Here is a 21,480-nt window from a genome sequence, read left to right on the forward strand (position 1 = left end):
CGCCGACACCTCAGTCCTTGAGCTCGGGGGCGACCTTCTCCTCGAACAGCTCGATGCCGGAGCGGTCGTAGGCGGCCTCGCCGAAGTAGGTGATCGCGTAGGTCATCCCCCGCGACTGCATGTCCTTGAGCACCTCGACGACCTGCTCCGGCGTGCCGACGGCCGGCTGCCGTCGCAGCGCCGCGACGTGCTCCTCGACCTTGGCGTCCGGCACGCCACCCTTGCGCAGCAGCTCGCCGTTGAACGCGAGGCGGTCCTCGACGTCGGCCTCGGTCTCGCCGATGACGACGTTGAAGTTGCCCGAACGCACGATGGAGTCGAAGTCGCGCCCGAGGTCCTTGCAGTGGTCGGCGAGGATCGCGCTCTTGCGGTCGAAGGTCTCGGGGTCGTCGAAGAAGTTCGTGTAGTCGGCGTACTGCGCCGCGATCCTCAGGGTGACCTTCTCCCCGCCGCCGGCGATCCACATCGGGATGCCGTTGCGCTCGCTGCCCGGGTGGCTCGTGCCCTGCAGCGGCCGGGGCGCGCAGAGGGCGCCGTCCACCTGGTAGTACGTCCCGTCGAGCGTGGCCGACCCGGTGGTCCACATGTCTCGGAAGACCTGGACGCCCTCGCGAAGCGCACCGAGCCGATCACCGGCCTTGGGGAACCCGTAGCCGTAGGCGCGCCACTCGTGCTCGTACCAGCCGCCGCCGATGCCCATCTCGGTCCGCCCGCCCGAGATGACGTCGACCGTCGCCGCGACCTTCGCCAGGTAGGCGGGGTTGCGGTAGGCCATGCACGTGCACATCTGGCCGAGCCGGACGCGGTCGGTCGCTGCCGCGAACGCCGCCATCAGCGTCCAGGCCTCGTGCGTCGCCTCGCCGGACGGCTGCGGCACGGTGTGGAAGTGGTCGTACACCCAGATCGACTCGAAGACGGCTCCGTCGTCGGCGTGCTTGGCGAGGTTGACCATCGCCTCCCACTGCTGGGCCGGCTCGATGCCGACCAGATCCATGCGCCAACCCTGGGGAACGAACATTCCGAATCGCATCCGCCCATCCAACCACGACGGACCGCGCGGGGACCGGCGGTCCTCCGGCGCCTGCTGCGTGTGAGGATGGGGCGCATGGCCCAGCACCGCAACGATCCCGACGTCATCCGCGACCTGCTGAACACGCCGGCGACCTGGGCCGTCGTGGGGCTCGGCGACAACCCGGACCGCACCGCCCACCGCGTGTCGCTGTGGCTCCAGCGCGAGCTCGGCATGCACCTCGTCCCGGTCCACCCGTCCGCGGCCACGGTGCACGGCGCCACCGGCTACGCCGCGCTCGCCGACGTCCCCGACGGCACCGTCGTCCGGGTCGTCGACTTCTTCGTCAACAGCGACCACGTCGGCGCGCTCGTCGACGAGGCGGTCGCCCAGCGGGAGCGACTCGGCATCGAGGCGCTGTGGCTGCAGCTCGGTGTCGTCGACGAGGACGCCGCGGCCCGGGCGGAGGCGGCCGGCCTGGCGGTCGTCATGGACACCTGCCCGAAGATCGAGTACCCGCGCATCCAGCCCGGCGACGGTGCCGACGCCGTCACCGGCTGACGACGCGCGACACCTGCCCAGTCGGTTCGGTCGGCCCGGTCGACCCGGTCGGCTCGCTCGGCTCAGTCGAGGCCGCGTGCGACCTCGTCGCGCAGCTTCGCGCCCTTGGCGTGGGCCTGGTCCCGCAGGTCCTCCTGGAAGGCGAGCATCCGCTCTCGGACGTCGACAGCCAGCTCGTCCGAGCCGGACGCGACGATCCGCGCCGCGAGGAGGCCGGCGTTGCGCGCGCCACCGACCGACACGGTGGCGACGGGCACACCGGCGGGCATCTGCACGATCGACAGCAGCGAGTCCATGCCGTCGAGGTACTTCAGGGGCACCGGGACGCCGACGACCGGCAGCGGGGTCACCGACGCGAGCATCCCGGGCAGGTGAGCCGCACCGCCGGCACCGGCGATGACGACGCGCAGGCCGCGGCCGGCGGCGTCGTGCCCGTACGCGATCATCTCGTCGGGCATCCGGTGCGCGGACACGACATCGGCCTCGAAGGGGATGTCGAACTCCTGCAGGGCCCGCGCGGCCTCGCGCATCACGGGCCAGTCGCTGTCGCTGCCCATGACGATGCCGACGACGGGCCGCTGCGGCTCGGGGGTCTGGTCGCTCACGTGGTCCTCATTCCGTGACGGTGCCGCGCAGGTAGTCCGCGGCGTGGCCGGCCCGCCCGCGGGCCTCGGCGAGGTCGGTCGAGCTGACGTTGACGTGGCCGATCTTGCGACCCGGGCGCACGCCCTTGCCGTAGAGGTGGACCTTGACCCCCGGGTCGCGGGCCATGACGTGCCGGTAGGCGGGGTAGAGCTGCTCGTAGTCGCCGCCGAGGACGTTGGCCATGACGGTCCACGGTGCGCGTGGGCGCGGGTCGCCGAGGGGCAGGTCGAGCACCGCGCGCAGGTGCTGTTCGAACTGCCCGGTGACGGCGCCGTCCATCGACCAGTGGCCGCTGTTGTGGGGGCGCATCGCCAGCTCGTTGACGACGTACGTCGGCCGGCCGTCGCGCTCGACCTCGAACATCTCGACGGCGAGCACGCCCGTCACGCCGAGCTCCCCGGCGATGCGCAGGGCTGCCTCGGTGGCGGTCGAGGCGAGGTCGGCGTCGAGGTGCGGAGCGGGTGCGAGGACCTCGGTGCAGATGCCGTCGGTCTGGACGGTCTCGACGACGGGCCACGCCGCCGCCTGGCCGGAGGGGCTGCGTGCCACGAGGACGGCGATCTCGCGGGTGAAGTCGACCTTCTCCTCGAGGAGCAGCCCGTCCGCGAGGGCGCCGGGCTCACCGACGCGGGTGAGCCAGTCGGCGAGGTCGGCGACGGACCGCGCCACGACGACCCCCTTGCCGTCGTAGCCGCCGCGCGGCGTCTTGGCGACGACCGGCCACCCGACCTCGCCCGCGAAGGCCTCGACGTCCGCCGCGGTCCGGGCCGCACGCCAGCGCGGACAGGCGACGCCGAGGGCCTCGAGCCGTTCGCGCATCGCCAGCTTGTCCTGGGCGAACCGCAGCGCCGAGGGCGTGGGGTGGAGCACGACGCCCTCGGCCTCGAGCTCGGCGAGGACCTCCTGGGGCACGTGCTCGTGGTCGAAGGTGACGACGTCGCACGCGGCCGCGAAGGCGCGGATCGCCTCGACGTCGGTGTGCGCCCCGACGGGGGCGCTCGGCACGACGAGGGCCGCGGCCGCGGTGTCGCTCTCGGCGAGGACGGACAGCTGGATGCCGAGCTCGACGGCCGGTCCCTGCATCATCCGGGCCAGCTGGCCGCCGCCGACGACGCCGACGACGGGGAATCCTCCGGGGGCGCGCTTGGGCTGGCTCACGGCGCCCAAGCGTAGCCGCGCGGCCTCAGGCCCGGACGTCCGGTCCACCCGACGCCGCCGGTGCCACCCCCGCCGGGTGTGCGGGCAGGCCGTCCGGCTCGGCGAGCACCGCCTCCGCGTGGCGCGGGTCGGCGAGGTCGGGGTGGTGCGTCCGCACCGCGGCGAAGGTCCACAGCTTGTTGAGCACGAAGGACACCGGCGTCGTCACCGCGATGACGATGAGCTGGGCCCAGTAGAGGCGGGTGCGGAAGCCCGTCGAGTTGTCGAAGACCGACTGCGGCAGGTGCAACGCCGAGCTCGGGTGCATGAGCAGGGTCAGCAGGACGAGGCCCACCACCTGGGCGAGCAGACCGACGGCGAGGAACGGCAGGTACTCCCGCAGCCACCGGGCGTGCCGGCTCGTCCGGAACGTCCACGAGCGGTTGAGCTGGAAGTTCCAGAGGTTGGCGACGAGGAACGCGACGGTCGAGTACACGTGGTACCAGCGCACGTGGTACTCGGTGCCGGCGAGGGCGAGCAGGGCCAGGTGCTCGCCGGGGCCGAGCTTCTTGACGAGGATGAGGGTGACCATGTTGACGAGCACGCCGGAGGCACCCACGGCCCCGAACCGGAAGAGCAGCACCCAGTTGTGGCGGTGGCGCACGAACAGGTAGTGGTGCACGCGCCTCACGGGCGCACCCTACCCCCGCCCCCGGGGAGCCCCCGGCGGTTCAGTCGGTCTCGGCCTCGGACAGGAACAGGGCGAACCGGGCCGGCTGGGCCTGGACGAGGTCGAGGCGGCCGCCGTTGGACTCGGCGAGGTCACGTGCCAGGGCGAGGCCCAGGCCGGTGCTGCCCCCCGCCCCGCTGCTGACCGAGCGCTCGAAGATGTGCGGCGCCATCGCCGCGGGCACGCCGTCGCCCTGGTCGCTGACCTCGACGATGACCGACGGGCCGGACCGGCGCGCGTGGATGTCCACCGTGCCACGGCCGTGCACGAGGGAGTTCTCGAGCAGCGTCGAGAGGATCTGGGACAGCGCCACCGGCGTCGACCGGACGAAGAGGCCGCGCTCGCCACGGACGCGCACGGACCGTCGCGCCTGCTCGAAGGCCGGCTGCCACTCGCGCTGGAGCGCGGCGATGACCGAGTCGAGGGAGACCGCCGGCGAGGGGCCACCGGACCCGCGGGCCCGCCCCAGCAGGTCGTCGACGACGCGCGTCAGCCGCTCGACCTGGGCGATCGCGATGTTCGCCTCCTCCTTGACCACCTCGGCGTCGTCGGTCTCGGAGATCTCCTCGAGGCGCATGAGCAGGGCGGTCAACGGCGTGCGCAGCTGGTGCGAGGCGTCGGCTGCGAAGTCACGCTCGGCCGCCAGCGTCTTGGTCATGTCGTGGGCCCGGCGCGTCATGACGCCGGACACCTCGTCGATCTCGGCGATGCCGGAGTGGACCGGCGTCAGCCGGGCCTCGCCGTTGGCGAAGCGTGCCGCGAGGTGGAGCAGCTCCTGTGACGCCCCCTCGACGCGCTGGCGCCAGGCCCGGGTCGCGAGGAACCCCACGCCGGCGGCGACGGCCGCAACCCCGGCCATCGCGGCGGCGAACCAGCCCAGGCCCACGAGCGGGTCGGGGTCGAGCCACGCGCCCACCTCGTCGCGTTGCTGGGTCAGGACCCACCAGAGGACGCCGGTGGCCAGGACGAGGCACAGCCCGGCCGTGACCCCCACGACCACGAACGTCATCCGGTCGAGCAGCCGCCTCATCTCACTCCGCCTGGGGACGCTCGAAGCGGAAGCCCACGCCACGGACCGTCGCGATGTACTGCGGCGACGTGGCGTCGTCACCGAGCTTGCGGCGCAGGACCGAGATGTGCATGTCGAGGGTCTTGGTGGACCCGAACCACGCGGTGTCCCAGATCTCGCGCATCAGCTGCTCGCGGGAGACGACCTTGCCCTGCTCACGCACGAGCACCCGAAGCAGGTCGAACTCCTTGGCGGTCAGCTGCAGCTCCTGGCCCTTGAACCAGGCGCGGCGGCCGTCGGAGTCGATGCGGACCAGCTCCCCCGAGGCGACGACCTCCGTCGGGGTGCGCCGCAGCAGGGCCCGGACGCGGGCGAGCAGCTCGGCGAGCCGGAAGGGCTTGGTGACGTAGTCGTCGGCCCCGGCGTCGAGGCCCACGACGGTGTCGACCTCGTCGGCGCGGGCAGTGAGGATGAGGACGGGGATCGTGCGGCCCTCGGCGCGGATGCGACGGCACACCTCGAGGCCGTCGATCTTCGGCAGGCCGAGGTCGAGCAGGACGAGGTCGGGGTTCTCCTTGGCGCCGTCGAGGGCGGCCGAGCCGTCCTCGCGCACGTCGACGTCGTACCCCTCGCGCCGCAGCGCCCGCGCCAGCGGTTCCGAGATGGCCGGGTCGTCCTCCGCCAGGAGCACTCTCGTCATGTCACCGTCCCTCACATCGCTCGGGGCCGCCGCTCGTGTCGTCCGCGCCGGCCGTGGGCAGCCTATCGACAATGGGACGATTCGCACTCGCACGCACCGTCGGCACGCACCCGCGTCGTCGACGCGGCGGCGACCACCACGACGTGCGCTCGCCCTCGGCGCGCGGTGAGGGCCCGGCCGCCCCGGGAGCGCTCAGCGTCCCGGCCACTGCGGGCGCCGCTTCTCGGCGAACGCCGCCACGCCCTCGCGCCGGTCACCGGAGAAGGCCGTGGCGCGCCAGCACGCGTCCTCGATCTCGAGACCGGCCGCGAGGTCGACGTCGGCACCCAGACGCATGGCCTTCTTGGCGTTGCGCAGGCCCACCGGCGAGTTGGCGGCCACGAGGGCCGCCAGCTCGAGGGCCCGCTCCCGTGCCGTCCCCGCGGCCACAACCTCGTCGACGGCACCGAGCGCGAGGGCCTCGTCCGCCTCGAGCCGGGCGGCGGTGAAGATCGCCCGCGCGGCGCGCGACCAGCCGACCCGGCGCACGAGCAGCTGCGTGCCGCCCCCTCCCGGGATGACGCCGACACCGACCTCCGGCAGGCCCACGGTGGCTCCCGCGCCGGCGACGATGACGTCGCACGAGAGCGCGAGCTCGAAGCCGCCCCCGAGCGCGAACCCGTCGACGGCCGCGACGGCCGGCACCGGCAGCCCGAGGACGCCGCCGTACGCCGCCCGGGCCACCGGCCGCTGCTCCATGAGGTCGGCGTCGGTGAAGGCGTTGCGCTCCTTGAGGTCGGCCCCGACGCAGAACGCCGTGGGGTGGCTCGAGGTGAGGACGACGCAGCGGACCGACGCGTCCGCGGCCACCTCGGCGGTGGCCGCGCTGATCGCGCGGGCCATGTGGGTGGAGACGGCGTTCATCGCCGCGGGGCGGTCGAGGACGATCTCGGCGACGTGGGCCAGGCGCGGCTCGTCGAACCGCTCGACGCGCACGAGCGGGGGCGGCGGGGTGGGCTGGTCGGTCACGGCGGCTCTCCTGGCGACGGGCGGGCGGTGCTGGACGGTGCGGATGGTCGGTGTGGACGGTCGGTGGTCGGGTGGGGGTCGTCGGTGAGGTGGGACGGCCGGGCGGTCAGGACGTCCGGCGTCCGGCGGCGGACGCGCGGCGCAGGAGCGACGGCGTCACCGGACCGACGCCGCGCAGGATGCGTCGACGCTGCCCGGTCAGCTCGAAGCCGGACATCGCCGCGAGCTCGCGCGCCAGCGTCGCGTCGACGAGGACGGTGCCGGCCTGTGCGACGGCCGTCAGCCGGGAGGCCCGGTTGACCGTCGTGCCGAAGACGTCGCCGAGCCGCGAGATGATCGGTCCGCGGGCCATGCCGCAGCGGACGTCGGGCAGGACGTCGTCCTCGGTCATCGTCTCGACGAGGTCGAGCGCGATGGCGGCCGCGGGCGCCACGCCGACCGTCGTGAAGAGCACCTCGTCGCCGACCGTCTTGATGAGTCGGCCGCCGTGGGCCGTGATGACGTCGGCCGACAGCGCCTCGAACCGGGACACCAGCCGGGCGAGGTCGCGCTCGGACATCCGCCGCACGAGGGCCGTGAAGTTGACGAGGTCGGCGAACCCGACCGAGCGCATCTTCGTCAGGCCGTAGGACTCGGGGTCGGCGTCGGCGAGCATGCGCGACACGGTGGCCGACAGGTGCCGGCGCCACGCGTAGACGAGGAGGGGCTCGAGGCGGTCGGTCAGCGCGGCGAGCCGCCGGGCCGTCTCCTCCGCCGTCTGGATGCCGGGCACCGCGCGGGACTCCCCGGCGTCGTGCTCGTCCTGCGCCTGGGCCGCCGACCACTCGGCCTCGACCGCCTCGGCGATGAGCTGCGACTGCCAGCCGGCGAGGCGGTCGGTCGAGCGCGCGAAGGCCCGGGTCATGGCCAGGGCGGTCGTCTCGTCGAGCAGTCCCTCGCGCACGATGCCCGCCACGGCCGCCAGGGCCCGCTGGTCGGCCTCGGTGAACAGCTCGTCGTCGGTGTCGACGACGGGGAACCCGAGCGCGTGCCAGAACCTGCGGGCCGAGAGCAACGACACCTCGGCGGCACGGCTGACGTCGCGCCGACGCAGCTCGAGCGGTCGGCCGAGCAGCTGTTCGGTGTAGTCACGGGTCGCCCGCTCCTCGCCGTCCGGCCGGCCCTCGGCACGAACGACGCGTGCGGCCTCGGCGACGTCGGCGGCCGAGGCGGCGTCGGCGGCCGAGGCGGCGTCGGCGGCCGAGGCGGCGTCGGCGGCCGGGGCGGGCTCCGCCGGGTCGGAGGGCGTGCCGATGCCGCCCGCGAGGTCCGCGACGTCCGCGACGTCCGGGGCGTCCGGGGCGGCAGCGTCGTCGGCGCCCGCGACGTCCGCGGCGTCGGCGCCCGGCTCGGTCATGCGCCGATCATGCCAGCAGGCCCTCCAATCACCGCCGCCGCACGTGGACGACGTCGCCGGCCGCGAAGGCCCGCCGTCCGGACGCCGTGTCGACGACGAGGGCACCGGTGTCGTCGACGGCGACGGCGGTGCCCTCGACAGGGTCACCGACCGGCAGGTGCACCCGGATCACCTGCCCCAGCGTCGAGCAGGCCTCGCGGTAGGCCTCCCGGGCGGCCCCGGCGCCGAGCCCGGCGTCGACCCCGGGACCGACCAGGGCGGCCAGCTCGCGCAGGTAGGCCACGACGAGGTCCTCGCGGCGCACGCGTGCTCCGGCCAGGGCCAGGGAGGTGGCGGTGTCGACGGGCAGCTCCTCGCGGTCCTGGTCGACGTTGACCCCGGCGCCCACGACGACCGCTCGGGACGGCACCTGTCCCGCCGACGCCGCGTCGCCTGCAGGGTCGCTCGCCCGGTCGGCCGGCACGTCGACCAGCTCGCAGAGGATGCCACTCACCTTGCGGTCGTCGTCCTCGGCAAGCAGCACGTCGTTGGGCCACTTGAGGCGCGGTGTGAGCGCGTGGCCCGCCCGTTCCGTCGTCGCCCGCACCGCACGGGCGAGGGCGAGACCGGCGAGCAGCGGCAGCCAGCCCAGGCCCGCGGGATCCCGGACCGGCACGGCGGCGGACACCGCGACCGACGCACGGTCCGGCACCTGCCACACGCGTCCGAGCCGGCCGCGTCCTCCCGTCTGGTGGTCGGTGAGCACGACCCACCACAGCGCGCCCTCGCTCGAGGCGAGGCGCGACGCGTCCGGGCCGAGGCCTTCGGCCGTCCCTGTGAGGAGGTCGCGCAGGCGGCTGTTCGTCGACCCGATGGCCGGGTGGAACTCGACGCCGCGCCACGGCTGCCCGGACGTGACCAAGGCCGCATCGACGATCTCCGGCTCCAGCGAGTTGCGCACGTCTCCAAGGCTAGAGTGCCGCCATGGCAACGGATCACGCCCTGGCAGAGCCGTCCACGCCGACCCCCAGCCCGTCGTCCGACGGCGCCGCGGAGGCCGCGTCCGGGCCGGACCTGTCGACGACGGCGGGCAAGCTGGCCGACCTGAAGCGTCGCGTGGCCGAGGTCGCGCACGCCGGGTCCGAGCGGGCCGTCGAGAAGCAGCACGCGCGGGGCAAGAAGACGGCGCGGGAGCGGATCGCGATGCTGCTGGACGAGGGCAGCTTCATCGAGATGGACAAGTACGCCCGGCACCGCAGCAACAACTTCGGCCAGGAGAAGAACCGTCCCTACGGCGACGGCGTCGTCACCGGGTACGGCACCATCGACGGGCGCCAGGTCGCCGTCTTCGCCCAGGACTTCACCGTCTTCGGCGGCTCCCTCGGCGAGGTCTTCGGCGAGAAGATCGTCAAGGTCATGGACTTCGCCATGAAGATCGGCTGCCCGGTCATCGGCCTCAACGACTCCGGCGGCGCCCGGATCCAGGAGGGCGTCGTGTCCCTGGGCCTGTACGGGGAGATCTTCTTCCGCAACGTGCGCGCCTCCGGGGTCATCCCGCAGATCTCCCTGGTCATGGGCCCGTGCGCCGGCGGCGCGGTCTACTCCCCGGCGATCACCGACTTCACCGTCATGGTCGACCAGACCTCGCACATGTTCATCACCGGCCCCGACGTCATCAAGACCGTCACCGGCGAGGACGTCGGCTTCGAGGACCTCGGCGGCGCCAGGACCCACAACACGAAGTCCGGCGTCGCCCACCACATGGGCACCGACGAGCAGGAGGCCATCGACTACGTCAAGGCGCTGCTGTCCTACCTGCCCAGCAACAACCTGGAGACCCCGCCGACCTACGGCGAGGGCGAGGCCGACCTGACCGTCACCGACACCGACCGGTGGCTCGACACGTGCATCCCCGACTCCCCCAACGTGCCCTACGACATGAAGCAGGTCATCGAGCACGTCGTCGACGCCGGCGAGGACGGGCCGGACTTCCTGGAGGTGCAGCCGCTGTTCGCGCCGAACATCATCACCGGCTTCGCCCGGATCGACGGCATGCCGGTCGGCATCGTGGCCAACCAGCCGCTGCAGCTGGCCGGCTGCCTGGACATCGACGCCTCGGAGAAGGCCGCCCGGTTCGTGCGCACCTGCGACTGCTTCAACGTGCCGGTGCTCACGTTCGTCGACGTGCCCGGGTTCCTGCCCGGCACCGGCCAGGAGTGGGACGGCATCATCCGCCGCGGCGCCAAGCTCATCTACGCCTACGCCGAGGCCACCGTCCCGAAGATCACCGTCATCACCCGCAAGGCCTACGGCGGCGCCTACGACGTCATGGGCTCCAAGCACCTCGGTGCCGACATCAACCTCGCCTGGCCCACCGGCCAGATCGCCGTCATGGGCGCCCAGGGCGCCGTCAACATCCTCTACCGCAAGGAGCTGGCCGCGACCGCCGCCGCCGGCGGCGACGTCGAGGCCCGCCGCGCCGAGCTCGTCGCGCACTACGAGCAGACCCTGGCCAACCCCTACATCGCCGCCGAACGCGGCTACATCGACACCGTCATCAGCCCGTCCAACACCCGGATGAACGTCACCCGCGCGCTGCGCGCCCTGCGCACCAAGCGCGAGACGCTGCCGCCGAAGAAGCACGGGAACATCCCGCTGTGACCACCCGCACCAGCCCCACCACGCCCGACGCCGGCGGCCACCCGACCGGCGAGGAGACGCCGCAACCGCCGCAACCGCCGCTGCTGCGGATCCTGTCCGGCGACCCGACCCCCGAGGAGCTCGCCGCCCTCGTCGCCGTCCTCTCCGCGCTCGGGGACGCCCGCGACCCCGAACCGGCACGCGGCCGCTCACCGTGGAGCGACCCGGGCTGGCACCTCGTCGGCGCCTCCGCGCGTCGCGACGGGTGGCGCGCCAGCGCCCTCCCGCGCTGACCCCGACACGCCCCGCGAAGCCCGGCGAGCCGAGTGGGCGTGTCGCCGAGTCCGTTGTGCCAGCGCGACGTTCGCGTCACGGCGGCGTCCTGCACTCGGTTGGCCCCGCGGGGGACCCTCGCCTAGGCTGTCCCCTCGTGTCCGTCGACCCCACCGCCGCCACCCGCCTCGCAGGCCGTTACCTGCTGCGTGAGCTCATCGCGGTCGGGGGGATGGGTGAGGTGCACCTGGCCGTCGACGAGCGCCTCGGCCGACGCGTCGCGGTCAAGGTCATGTCCCGCGCGGTCTCCGAGTACTCGGACTCGGTCGAGCGGTTCCGTCGCGAGGCCGTCGTCGTGGCGCGGCTCAACCACCCGAACATCGCGCAGGTCTACGACTACGGCATCGAGGACGGCGCGCACTTCATCGTCATGGAGTACGCCGAGGGCTCCGACCTCGCCCACCTGCTGCGTGACCGCGGCCCGCTCGCGGCCGACGCAGCCCTGGCGGTGACGGCACAGGTGTGCGCGGCGCTCGCCGCGGCGCACCGGGCGGGTGTCGTGCACCGCGACGTCAAGCCGGGCAACGTCATCGTCGGCCCCGACGGCGCGGTCAAGGTCACCGACTTCGGCATCGCCCGGGCGCTCGGCCAGACCGCCCTGACCGACGTCGGCACCGTGCTCGGCACGGCCCAGTACCTGCCGCCCGAGCAGGCTCGCGGCGAGGCGGCGACGCCGGCATCCGACATCTACTCGCTCGGCATCCTGCTCTACCAGATGGTCACGGGCAGGCCGCCCTTCACCGGTGACTCCCCCGTCGCCATCGCCATGCGCCACCTCGAGGAGTCGGTGCCGGCGCCGAGCGACACCGTGCCCGGTCTGCCTGCGGTCGTCGACCGCGTCGTCGCCCGGGCCACGGCCAAGTCCCCGGCCGACCGGTACGCCGACGCCGACGCGATGGCCCGCGCCGTGCGCGCCGCCGACCCCACCGACGCCCTCCAGCCGGCCGACGCCTCGGAGGCCCTCGCGGCGACGCGCGCCCTGCCGACCACCGACGGGGCGAGTACGGCGCGGGTCGTGCGATCCGACCCGCCTCGACGGCGTCGGGCTCTGCTCCTCTGGGGCGCGGTCGCGGCCGTGCTCGCCACGGTCTTCGTCGGGGCCGTCGTCTCCGCGCTCACCTCCGGCTCCCAGGGCCCGGCCTCGGCCTCGTCGACGAAACGGCCCGCACCCGCCGTCGTGACGACGAGCGCGCCGGACCCGAGCACCGCCCCGCCGACCCAGACCGCCGCACCGGTCACCACCGAGCCGGCTCCCGCGGACACCACCGGCCGGGGTGACGGGCAGGAGGGCGACGAGGTGCGGGTGCCGGCCGACCTCGTCGGGGGCGACCCCGGCTTCGCCCGGGCGGCCCTCGAGCAGCTCGGCCTGACCGTGAAGGGCGTCGAGGTCCGTTCGCGGGCGCCCGAGGGCGAGGTCCTCGCGACGTTCCCGCGTGCCGGCCGGACGGTGCAGCAGGGCTCCACCGTGGCGGTCGTCGTCAGCAAGGGCGGCGTCCGGGGCAAGGACGCGCAGCCGTGGACGGTCCCCAACGGCTTCGTCGGGGCCCCCGCCGACGACGTCGAGTCATGGGTCGACCAGCAGGGCGTCAAGGTCCTGCGCGTCGAGCTCGCCGCCGATGCCGACCGAGGCCTCGTCGTCGGCACCTACCCCGGGTCCGGGGCGACGACACGCAGCGGCGAGCTCGTCCTCTTCGTCTCCGACGGGCACGGCTCCGACTGAGGCGTGGGCCCGCCGAAAACGGGTGGGCCCACCGCCACCGGCGTGGGATACGTTCGGCGGGTGACTGACACCGCACCCACACCGGCAACCGCCGCGGCGCCCACGACGCGCCCGCAGACCGACGTCGACCGCATCGCCGAGACCTACTTCGACGCCATGGTCGAGCTGAGCCCGATCAGCGCCACGAGCCTCGGCGTCCCGGGGCGCGAGGACGAGCTCGACGACCTGTCCCCGGCCGGCAACGCCGCCCTGTCGGCCCTGCGCCGCCGCACCCTCGAGGCCCTCGCGTCGGCGACGCCGGCCGACGACGTCGACCGCGTCACGGTCGCCGCGATGCGGGAGCGCCTCGGCCTGGCCGAGGAGCGCCACGCGGCCGGCCTGGACGAGATGTCGCTCAACGTCCTCGCCTCGCCGCTGCAGGCGGTCCGCGACGTCTTCGACCTCATGCCCACCGACACGCAGGAGCAGTGGCGCACCCTGGCCGTCCGCATGGGGCGCATCCCGACGGCGCTCGAGCAGTACAAGGAGTCCCTGCTCGTGGCCCGCGACCGGGGACAGGTGTCGCCGCGTCGCCAGGTCGTCGCGTGCGCCGAGCAGTCGCGCGACCTCGTGGGCGACGACGGGTACTTCGCGACCTTCGTGGCCGGCGCCTCCGTGGGTGGGCGTCCCCTCGCGGGCGAGGAGCGGGAGCTGCTCGAGGCCAACGCCCGGGCGGCGGCCGACGCGTACGCGGGGATCGCCGACTGGCTCGAGGCCGAGCTGCTCCCCCACGCCCCCGAGGCCGACGCGTGCGGGCGCGACCGGTACCAGCTGGAGTCGCGCTACTTCCTCGGCGCCACCGTCGACCTCGAGGAGACCTACCGCTGGGGCCAGCAGGAGGTCGCACACCTGCACGCCCAGATGACGCAGATCGCCGAGGGTCTCGAGCCGGGCGCGTCCGTGCGGCGCGGGGTCGAGATCCTCGACGCCGACGACCGCTACGCCCTGCACGGCACCGACGCCCTCAAGGCCTGGATGCAGGAGCGCGCCGACGAGGTCATCGCGAACCTCAAGGACGTCCACTTCGACATCCCGGGCCCGGTGCAGCGCATCGAGTGCATGATCGCCCCGACGCAGACCGGCGGCATCTACTACACCGGCCCGTCCGACGACTTCAGCCGACCGGGCCGGATGTGGTGGTCGGTGCCCAAGGGCAACACCGAGTTCCGCACCTGGAACGAGCTGACGACCGTCTACCACGAGGGCGTCCCGGGCCACCACCTGCAGGTCGCGCAGACGGTCTACCGCTCCGAGCTGCTGAACCGGTGGCGTCGGCTCGAGTCGTGGGTCTCCGGCCACGGCGAGGGCTGGGCCCTCTACGCCGAGCGCCTCATGGCCGAGCTGGGCTACATGGACGACCCGGGCAACCGGATGGGTTGGCTGGCCGGGCAGTCGCTGCGGGCCGCCCGGGTCGTCATCGACATCGGCGTGCACTGTGGCTTCGACGCGCCCGACGAGGTCGGCGGTGGCGCCTGGGACTACGACAAGGCGTGGGCCTACCTGACCCGCTACGGGTTCATGGACGAGAAGATCCTGCGCTTCGAGCTCAACCGCTACCTCGGCTGGCCCGGCCAGGCGCCCAGCTACAAGATCGGCGAGCGCCTCTGGCTGCAGCTGCGCGACCAGGTCAAGGAGCGCGAGGGTGACTCGTTCGACCTCAAGGCCTTCCACCGCCGCGCGCTCGACCTCGGCGGGGTCGGTCTCGACACGCTCCGCGAGGCCGTGCTGGACGGGGCCTGAGCGGCCGAGCTGGCACCGGGCCGCTCCCTCGTCACGGAGGGAGCGGCCGGCCCTGGCCGTATGCTGCCCGCATGGCGACCGACCCCCTCTCCGCGCCCGCCCGTGTCAGCGTCGTCCTCGCCTCGGCGTCCCCTGCTCGTCTCGAGACGCTGCGCCGGGCCGGCATCGACCCGATCGTCATGGTCAGCGGCGTCGACGAGGACCTCGCCCTCGCCGAGGCGACCGAGCGCTACGGGCCCCTCGAACCGGCCGACATCGCGCTGCTGCTGGCCCGGGCGAAGGCCGAGGAGGTCGCCGCCCGCTCGGACCGGGCGGCCCTCGTGCTGGGCTGCGACTCGGTGCTGGAGCTCGACGGAGAGATGCACGGCAAGCCGGCGGACGGGGCCGAGGCGGTCTCCCGCTGGCGCCGGATGCGGGGACGGTCCGGCGTCCTGCACACGGGTCACTGGCTCGTCGACGACCGCGACGACTCCGGGGCGACGCTCGGGGCGACCGCCTCGACGACCGTCCACTTCGCGCGCCTGTCCGACGACGAGATCGAGGCCTACGTCGCAACCGGCGAGCCGCTGAGCGTCGCGGGCGCGTTCACCGTCGACGGGCTCGGCGGCGCGTTCGTCACGGCCGTCGAGGGCGACCACCACAACGTCGTCGGCCTGTCGCTGCCCCTGCTGCGCGAGCTGCTCGCCGACGCCGGCATCGAGTGGTTCGACGTCGTAGGGCGCTCGGCGGAGTGAGGCGACCGCCGAGCCGGCAGTCCGTCTGCCCGGTCAGGGGTAGAGGTCGTCGGTGAGGTTCTCGATGACGAGGTAGTTCTCGGTCCACCACCACATCTGCGCCGCTCCGGCGACGACGATGAGCCCGAGGACCCACCAGCGGTAGCGCTCGACCCGGGGCAGCCTGAGGAACCAGGCGATGACGAGCGTCATCGGGAACGCGAGCATCGCGTACCGGATCCGGCTCGGCGTCGTGCTCGTGACGAGGAGCAGGTACGCCGGGTACGCACCGGCCCAGCCCCAGATCTCCGGGCCCCACCGCCACGAGTGCCGCGACAGCATGAACCAGGCGAAGGCGGCCACCCCGGCGATGCCGAGAACCTGGCCGATGACACCCCAGTAGTCGTAGAGCAGGTTCCACCACAGGTAGAGCTTGACCTTGGTCTGGATGTTCCAGGCCAGCATCGTCTGGTTGTAGGCGTCGGGGGTCTCGGTGGCGATCGACACGATCGTCGGCCACAGCCAGGTCAGGGCACCGGCGTAGGCCGCGAGCCCCGCCATGAGCCAGCGGAACCGCACCGGGTTGGTGCCCTCGTCCTTCTTCCACCAGCGGACCGCGGCGTGGGCGAGGATGACCGGGACCATGGCGATGACGACGTTGCGGCTCAGCGACAGCACGAGCAGGGCGAGCACGACCCAGCCGTACCGGCGGCGGCGCAGCAGCCACAGCGTCGTCGTGACGCCGAGCAGTGCCGTCGACTCGGTGTACGAGGCGGAGAACGCCGGCGAGGCGATGTAGAAGCACGTCGCGACGACGGCGACGACGGCCTCCCAGCGGCCGACGACCTCGTCGACGAGCTTGAAGAGCATGTGCATCGCGGCGAACCCGATGAGGGTCGACAGCAGCGGCGCGACGAGGACGAACGGCAGGCCCGTCAGCTTCATGATGAGCCCGACGGTCATCGGGAACACCGGGAAGAAGGCCCACGGGTTCATGTCGATGCCGCCCCAGCCCGCCCGTGGGAGGACGGCGGGGTACCCGTGCTCGGCGATGACGCGGTACCACTGGCCGTCCCAGTTCGTCATCGCGACGAGGTAGCCGGGGTCGGCGGGCGACGGGTAGAAGATGCGGATGTTCTGCGTGCCGATGGGCAGCGGGATCTGGTACCGGGCCAGGTAGCTGCCGGCGACGAGAACGAAGACCCGGGACACCGCGTAGACGGCGAAGGGGAACCAGACGGGGAACCGGCGCCAGAAGGGCTGGTGCGCCTCGACGGCCCGGTCCGGGTGCTCGAGGCGGTGACCGAGGCGCGACTCAGACCGGCGGGACGGAGCGTCGGCGGTCGCTGAAGTGACGGTCACGCCGGGAAGCATAGGCCAGACGCCGGGCCAGCTCCGAGCGCAGTTCGGAGGCCTCGATGACCGCGTCGACGACGAGGTCCGCGGCCAGCCGTTCGATGTCGACGTCCTCCTCGTACTCGCGGCGACGCTCGGCGACGAAGGCGTCGCGGGCCGCCTCGCCCTGCTGCTGCTCGATCTCGGCGATCTTGTTGGCGTAGACGGCGTTGACGGCGGCCTCGGGGCCCATGACGGCGATCCGCGCGGTCGGCAGCGCGATGGTCGCGTCCGGCCCGAAGCCCGGCCCGCCCATGGCGTAGAGCCCGGCCCCGTAGGCCTTGCGGACGACGACGCAGAACTGGGGCACGGTGGCCGACGAGACGGCGCTGACCATCTTGGCGCCGTGCCGGATGATGCCGCCGCGCTCGACCTCGGAGCCGATCATGAACCCCGGCACGTCGGCGAGGTAGACGAGCGGGATGGAGAAGGCGTCGCAGAGCCAGATGAAGCGCGCGGCCTTGTCGGCGCTGTCGGTGAACAGGACCCCGCCCTTGACGAGCGAGTTGTTGGCGACGATGCCGACGGTCTCGCCGGCGATCCGACCGAACCCGATGACCAGCTCGCCGGCCCAGAGCGGTTTCAGCTCGAAGAACGAGTCGTCGTCGACGAGCCCGTCGATGACCTCGTGGATGTCGAAGGGGACCGACTCGCGCTCCGGCACCGTGTGCTCGGTCAGCGGCTCGGCGGGGTCCTCCGGGTGGTAGGTCGGCGGGCTGTCTCGCCACGAGCCGGGCACGTAGGAGAAGTAGAGCTTGGCCAGCTCGATCGCCTCGACGTCGTCGTGCGCCAGCAGGTCGCCGACGCCGGAGACGCTGCAGTGCATGCGCGCACCGCCCATCTCCTCGAGGGTGACCTTCTCTCCGACGACCATCTCGGCCATGCGCGGGCTGCCGAGGTACATCGACGCGTTGCCCTCGACCATGATGATGAGGTCGCAGAAGCTCGGGATGTACGCACCGCCGGCCGCGCTCGGGCCGAACAGGCAGCAGATCTGCGGCACCTTGCCCGAGAGCGCCACCTGGTTGTGGAAGATCCGACCCGCGCCGCGGCGGCCCGGGAACATCTCGACCTGGTCGGTGATGCGGGCGCCGGCGGAGTCGACGAACCAGAAGACGGGCAGCTCCTCGCGCAGCGCCATCTCGGTCGCCCGGACGATCTTCTCGACGGTGCGCGACCCCCAGGACCCGGCCTTCACGGTCGGGTCGTTGGCGATGACGACGGCGGGGCGTCCGTCCACGGTGCCGCGACCGGTGACGACGCCGTCGGCCGGCAGGCCGGGCGCGAGCGCGTTGGCGTAGCGGCCGTCCTCGACGAAGCTGCCCTCGTCGAAGAGCAGGGCGATGCGGTCGCGGACGTAGATCTTGCCCTGGCTGTCGAGCTTGGCCTTCGCCTTCTCCGGGGGCAGCTCGGACGCGGCGTGCGCGGCCGCGAGGCGGCGTCGGACGTCACCGACGCGGGGGTCCGGCGCGTGGTGGCCGGTGCTCATGCCGGCAGCCCCAGGCCACGGGCGATGAGCATCCGCTGGACCTCGGAGGTGCCTTCGCCGATCTCGAGGATCTTGGCGTCCCGGTAGAACCGCGCCACCGGGAACTCCTCCATGAAGCCGTTGCCGCCGAAGACCTGGGTCGCGATGCGGGTGGCGGTCACGGCTGCCTCGGTGGCGTACAGCTTGGCGATGGCCGCGGCGTGCTTGACCTCCTTGACCGACCGGCGGCCCTCGTGCAGCTCGTCCTTGAGCCAGGCGGCCTTGTAGGTCAGGGTCCGGGCGGCCTCGACGCTGACCGCGAGGTCGGCGATCTGGAACGAGACGCCCTGGTTGACGCCGATCGGCTTGCCGAACGCGGTACGGGTCCTGGCGTAGTCGGTGGCCAGCTCGAGGCACGCCTGCGCGCAGCCGACGGCGAGGGAGGCGATGGCGATGCGGCCGTCGTCGAGGGTCTTGAGGAACTGCTTGAAACCCTCCCCCTCGGCGCCGAGCAGGTTGGCCACCGGCACCCGGCAGTCCTCGAAGGTGAGGCCATGGGTGTCGGAGACGTGCCAGCCGAGCTTGTGGTAGGCGGGCTCGACGACGAAGCCCGGCGTGCCGGCGGGCACCATGATCGCGGAGATCCGGGCCGAGCCGTCCTCGTCCGTGCCGGTGCGGGCGGTGACGGTGACGACCGAGGTGATGTCGGTGCCGGAGTTGGTGATGAAGGCCTTCGCGCCGTTGAGCACCCACTCCTCGCCGTCGCGCACGGCCTTCGTCCGCGTGGCGCCCGCGTCGGAGCCGGCCTCGGGCTCGGTGAGGCCGAAGCCGGCGAGCGCCCGCCCGGCGACGAGGTCGGGCAGGAAGCGCTGCTTCTGCTCCTCGTCGCCGTACGTGAGGATCGGGTTGATGCCGAGGCCGACGCCGGCCGACAGGGTGATGCCGATCGACTGGTCGACGCGGCCGAGCTCCTCGATGGCGACACAGAGGCTCGTGAAGTCGCCCTGCCCCGGCGCCGCGCTGCCGCCGTACTCCTCGGGCACGACGAGTCCGAACAGGCCGAGGTCGCCCATCTTCGGCACGAGGTCGGTCGGGAAGTGGGAGGCGGCGTCCCACTTGGCGATGTTCGGCGCGACCTCCTTCTCGGCGAAGTCGCGGACGACCTGTCGGAAGTCCTCGTGCTCCGGGCTCAGCTCGAACATCAGTGTTCTCCTTGTGGGATGCGCTTGACGCTTACGTAAACGTAAAGCACGATCGAAGCCATGACAAGTGCGCCGACATGGACCATCGCGCAGGTCGCCGAGGAGTTCGGCGTCACGCATCGCACGGTGCGCCACTACGAGGAGCTCGGGCTCATCTCCCCCGAGCGGCGCGGCACGCAGCGGGTCTACCACCGGCGCGACCGCACCCGCCTCAACCTCATCCTGCGCGGCAAGCGGCTCGGCTTCCCGCTCGAGCAGATCCGCACGATCATCGACCTGTTCGACGCTCCCCGGGGCCGCCGCGCGCAGCTGGAGTACGTCCTCGACCAGATCGACGAGCGCCGCGCGGACCTCGACCAGCGGCTGCGGGACGTGCAGGACGCCATCGCCGAGCTCGGTGAGTTCGAGCGCCGGTGCCGCGAGGACCTCGCCCGGCTGGAGTCCGACGCCTCCTGAGGCCCGTCCAACGCGGTGCGGCACCCATGACGCTGCGTTATGGGTCCCCCTAGCGGAACTCGCGCCCGGTCGTGACACGATGGCGGCATGAGCGCTGCAGACCCGAAGTTCTCCGCCTACGCACATCCCGAGCGTCTCGTCACCACCGAGTGGCTGGCCGAGCAGCTGGCCGCGGGCAACGTCGGCGGCCCGGACGGGATCGCCCTGCTCGAGTCGGACGAGGACGTGCTGCTCTACGACACCGGCCACATCCCCGGAGCCCTGAAGATCGACTGGCACGTCGACCTCAACGACCCGGTGACCCGGGACTACGTGGACGGCGCGCGCTTCGCCGAGGTCCTGGGCGCCCGCGGCATCGCGCGCGACACGACGGTCGTCATCTACGGCGACAAGAGCAACTGGTGGGCCGCCTACGCCCTGTGGGTGTTCAGCCTCTTCGGCCACGAGGACGTCCGTCTCCTCGACGGCGGCCGCGCGAAATGGGTCGCGGAGGGCCGCGAGCTGACGCGTGAGGTCCCGACGCCGAAGCCGGCCCAGTACCCCGTGGCCGAGCGTGACGACGCCCCGATCCGCGCCTTCAAGGACGACGTGCTCGCCCACCTCGGCAAGCCGCTCGTCGACGTTCGCTCGCCCGGCGAGTACTCGGGCGAGCTGCTCCACATGCCGGACTACCCCCAGGAGGGCGCGATGCGCGGCGGGCACATCCCCGGCGCAAGGTCGGTGCCGTGGGCCCGCGCGGCGAACGAGGACGGCACGTTCAAGTCGCGCGAGGAGCTGGAGGCGATCTACCTGGCCGAGCAGGGCCTGGCACCGACGGACGACGTCGTCGCCTACTGCCGCATCGGCGAGCGCTCGTCGCACACGTGGTTCGTCCTGACGCACCTGCTCGGCTTCGAGGCGGTCCGCAACTACGACGGGTCGTGGACCGAGTGGGGCAACGCCGTTCGTGTCCCCATCGAGAAGTGACCGGACCGACCGAGGCGCCCTGATCCCGATGACCGACACTCCCCTCCCGACGGCCTTGGCCGAGATCGCCGAGGACTTCCGCACCGCCTCGACCGACCTCAAGCTGCAGCTGCTCCTCGAGTTCAGCGACGAGCTGCCCGCCCTGCCCGAGCGCTATGTCGGCCACCTCGACCGGCTCGAGCGCGTCGACGAGTGCCAGTCACCGCTGTTCCTCACGGTCGAGGTGGACGACGGGTCGTCGTTGGACGACCGCGCGGTCCACCTGTTCTTCGACGCCCCCGCGGAGGCACCCACGACCCGCGGCTTCGCGGGCATCCTCCACGAGGGCCTCGACGGGCTGACCGCGGCAGAGGTCCTCGCCGTCCCGGACGACGCCCCGATGCGGTTCGGCCTCGCCGAGGCCGTCTCCCCGCTGCGCATGCGCGGCATGGTCGCCATGCTGGCCCGCATCAAGCGCCAGGTGCGTGCCAGGACCGCGGCGTGACCTGCGCCCGGGCCAGGTCGGCCGCCCCTTCCTACGTCACTGCTCACTCTCACTGAGCACTGACGTACCAGCAGCACCCCACGCCGCCGCGGCGACACCCACCGCTACGTCACTGCTCACTCTCACTGAGCACTGACGTACCAGCAGCAC

The 21,480-nt window shown here is 72.8% G+C and carries 21 protein-coding genes; 9 read left to right on the forward strand and 12 right to left on the reverse strand.

Going from position 1 to position 21,480, the window contains the following annotated elements; translation table 11 throughout:
- Nucleotides 1–10: 10 nt before the first annotated feature.
- Nucleotides 11–1,030, reverse strand: a complete 1,020-nt coding sequence (locus AC1VM9_RS21090) for an LLM class F420-dependent oxidoreductase (protein WP_483123931.1) — start codon at nucleotides 1,028–1,030, stop codon at nucleotides 11–13.
- A gap of 75 nt (nucleotides 1,031–1,105) precedes the next feature.
- On the opposite strand from AC1VM9_RS21090, the gene AC1VM9_RS21095 reads away from it, so the two are divergent.
- The gene (locus AC1VM9_RS21095) at nucleotides 1,106–1,570 is read left to right on the forward strand and encodes a CoA-binding protein (protein WP_483123933.1); all 465 of its coding nucleotides are present in this window, start codon (nucleotides 1,106–1,108) and stop codon (nucleotides 1,568–1,570) included.
- A gap of 62 nt (nucleotides 1,571–1,632) precedes the next feature.
- Here AC1VM9_RS21095 and purE read toward each other — a convergent pair whose 3' ends face one another.
- The 8 genes from purE to AC1VM9_RS21135 all read right to left on the reverse strand — a co-directional run bounded on the left by purE (nucleotide 1,633) and on the right by AC1VM9_RS21135 (nucleotide 9,135).
- Nucleotides 1,633–2,127 (reverse strand): 5-(carboxyamino)imidazole ribonucleotide mutase, encoded by a 495-nt coding sequence (purE, locus tag AC1VM9_RS21100; protein ID WP_481340782.1) that lies wholly within the window; start codon nucleotides 2,125–2,127, stop codon nucleotides 1,633–1,635.
- Between the two features lie 55 nt (nucleotides 2,128–2,182).
- Nucleotides 2,183–3,373 carry a 5-(carboxyamino)imidazole ribonucleotide synthase gene (locus tag AC1VM9_RS21105; RefSeq protein WP_481344561.1) on the reverse strand — a complete coding sequence of 397 codons (1,191 nt, stop codon included), beginning with the start codon at nucleotides 3,371–3,373 and terminating at the stop codon, nucleotides 2,183–2,185.
- Between the two features lie 25 nt (nucleotides 3,374–3,398).
- Entirely contained in the window at nucleotides 3,399–4,043 is a 645-nt protein-coding gene (locus AC1VM9_RS21110; protein ID WP_481344562.1) for a GtrA family protein, read from the reverse strand.
- 40 nt (nucleotides 4,044–4,083) lie between these two features.
- Nucleotides 4,084–5,112, reverse strand: a complete 1,029-nt coding sequence (locus tag AC1VM9_RS21115; protein WP_481340773.1) for a sensor histidine kinase — start codon at nucleotides 5,110–5,112, stop codon at nucleotides 4,084–4,086.
- Between the two features lies 1 nt (nucleotide 5,113).
- A complete protein-coding gene (locus AC1VM9_RS21120) occupies nucleotides 5,114–5,791 on the reverse strand; it encodes a response regulator transcription factor (RefSeq protein WP_076259350.1) in 678 nt (225 codons plus the stop codon).
- A gap of 192 nt (nucleotides 5,792–5,983) precedes the next feature.
- Nucleotides 5,984–6,799, reverse strand: coding sequence for an enoyl-CoA hydratase-related protein (locus AC1VM9_RS21125; RefSeq protein ID WP_481344563.1), 816 nt, complete (start codon nucleotides 6,797–6,799; stop codon nucleotides 5,984–5,986).
- 106 nt (nucleotides 6,800–6,905) lie between these two features.
- Nucleotides 6,906–8,195 carry an adenylate/guanylate cyclase domain-containing protein gene (locus tag AC1VM9_RS21130; protein WP_481344564.1) on the reverse strand — a complete coding sequence of 430 codons (1,290 nt, stop codon included), beginning with the start codon at nucleotides 8,193–8,195 and terminating at the stop codon, nucleotides 6,906–6,908.
- Between the two features lie 28 nt (nucleotides 8,196–8,223).
- The gene (locus AC1VM9_RS21135; protein WP_481344565.1) at nucleotides 8,224–9,135 is read right to left on the reverse strand and encodes a biotin--[acetyl-CoA-carboxylase] ligase; all 912 of its coding nucleotides are present in this window, start codon (nucleotides 9,133–9,135) and stop codon (nucleotides 8,224–8,226) included.
- Between the two features lie 23 nt (nucleotides 9,136–9,158).
- On the opposite strand from AC1VM9_RS21135, the gene AC1VM9_RS21140 reads away from it, so the two are divergent.
- From AC1VM9_RS21140 to AC1VM9_RS21160, 5 genes are all read left to right on the forward strand, one after another.
- Nucleotides 9,159–10,835: an acyl-CoA carboxylase subunit beta gene (locus AC1VM9_RS21140; protein WP_481344566.1), complete on the forward strand. Its 1,677-nt coding sequence runs from the start codon at nucleotides 9,159–9,161 to the stop codon at nucleotides 10,833–10,835.
- The gene (locus tag AC1VM9_RS21145; protein ID WP_481344567.1) at nucleotides 10,832–11,107 is read left to right on the forward strand and encodes an acyl-CoA carboxylase subunit epsilon; all 276 of its coding nucleotides are present in this window, start codon (nucleotides 10,832–10,834) and stop codon (nucleotides 11,105–11,107) included. Before AC1VM9_RS21140 ends, AC1VM9_RS21145 begins: the two co-directional genes overlap by 4 nt.
- A gap of 137 nt (nucleotides 11,108–11,244) precedes the next feature.
- Nucleotides 11,245–12,867 (forward strand): protein kinase domain-containing protein, encoded by a 1,623-nt coding sequence (locus AC1VM9_RS21150; protein ID WP_481344568.1) that lies wholly within the window; start codon nucleotides 11,245–11,247, stop codon nucleotides 12,865–12,867.
- Nucleotides 12,868–12,927: 60 nt separating this feature from the next.
- The gene (locus AC1VM9_RS21155; protein WP_481344569.1) at nucleotides 12,928–14,646 is read left to right on the forward strand and encodes a DUF885 domain-containing protein; all 1,719 of its coding nucleotides are present in this window, start codon (nucleotides 12,928–12,930) and stop codon (nucleotides 14,644–14,646) included.
- 71 nt (nucleotides 14,647–14,717) lie between these two features.
- On the forward strand, nucleotides 14,718–15,380 hold the full coding sequence (locus tag AC1VM9_RS21160) for a Maf family protein (RefSeq protein ID WP_481343132.1): 663 nt from the start codon (nucleotides 14,718–14,720) through the stop codon (nucleotides 15,378–15,380).
- 33 nt (nucleotides 15,381–15,413) lie between these two features.
- Here AC1VM9_RS21160 and AC1VM9_RS21165 read toward each other — a convergent pair whose 3' ends face one another.
- From AC1VM9_RS21165 to AC1VM9_RS21175, 3 genes are read right to left on the reverse strand one after another with little or no spacing between them, the layout of a single operon-like run.
- The gene (locus AC1VM9_RS21165) at nucleotides 15,414–16,721 is read right to left on the reverse strand and encodes a hypothetical protein (protein WP_481344570.1); all 1,308 of its coding nucleotides are present in this window, start codon (nucleotides 16,719–16,721) and stop codon (nucleotides 15,414–15,416) included.
- Nucleotides 16,675–18,243, reverse strand: a complete 1,569-nt coding sequence (locus AC1VM9_RS21170; protein WP_481344571.1) for an acyl-CoA carboxylase subunit beta — start codon at nucleotides 18,241–18,243, stop codon at nucleotides 16,675–16,677. The genes AC1VM9_RS21165 and AC1VM9_RS21170 overlap by 47 nt, the downstream gene beginning before the upstream one ends.
- Nucleotides 18,240–19,424: an acyl-CoA dehydrogenase family protein gene (locus AC1VM9_RS21175; protein ID WP_481344572.1), complete on the reverse strand. Its 1,185-nt coding sequence runs from the start codon at nucleotides 19,422–19,424 to the stop codon at nucleotides 18,240–18,242. Before AC1VM9_RS21175 ends, AC1VM9_RS21170 begins: the two co-directional genes overlap by 4 nt.
- Before the next feature lie 60 nt (nucleotides 19,425–19,484).
- Between AC1VM9_RS21175 and AC1VM9_RS21180 the strand changes: the two genes are divergently transcribed.
- The 3 genes from AC1VM9_RS21180 to AC1VM9_RS21190 all read left to right on the forward strand — a co-directional run bounded on the left by AC1VM9_RS21180 (nucleotide 19,485) and on the right by AC1VM9_RS21190 (nucleotide 21,330).
- Nucleotides 19,485–19,880, forward strand: a complete 396-nt coding sequence (locus AC1VM9_RS21180) for a MerR family transcriptional regulator (RefSeq protein ID WP_481344573.1) — start codon at nucleotides 19,485–19,487, stop codon at nucleotides 19,878–19,880.
- A gap of 87 nt (nucleotides 19,881–19,967) precedes the next feature.
- A complete protein-coding gene (locus AC1VM9_RS21185) occupies nucleotides 19,968–20,846 on the forward strand; it encodes a sulfurtransferase (RefSeq protein WP_481343137.1) in 879 nt (292 codons plus the stop codon).
- A 28-nt stretch (nucleotides 20,847–20,874) separates the two neighbouring features.
- Nucleotides 20,875–21,330 carry a SufE family protein gene (locus AC1VM9_RS21190; RefSeq protein WP_481343138.1) on the forward strand — a complete coding sequence of 152 codons (456 nt, stop codon included), beginning with the start codon at nucleotides 20,875–20,877 and terminating at the stop codon, nucleotides 21,328–21,330.
- Nucleotides 21,331–21,480 lie beyond the last annotated feature (150 nt).

The organism is Monashia sp. HAY1-11D (assembly GCF_056868035.1).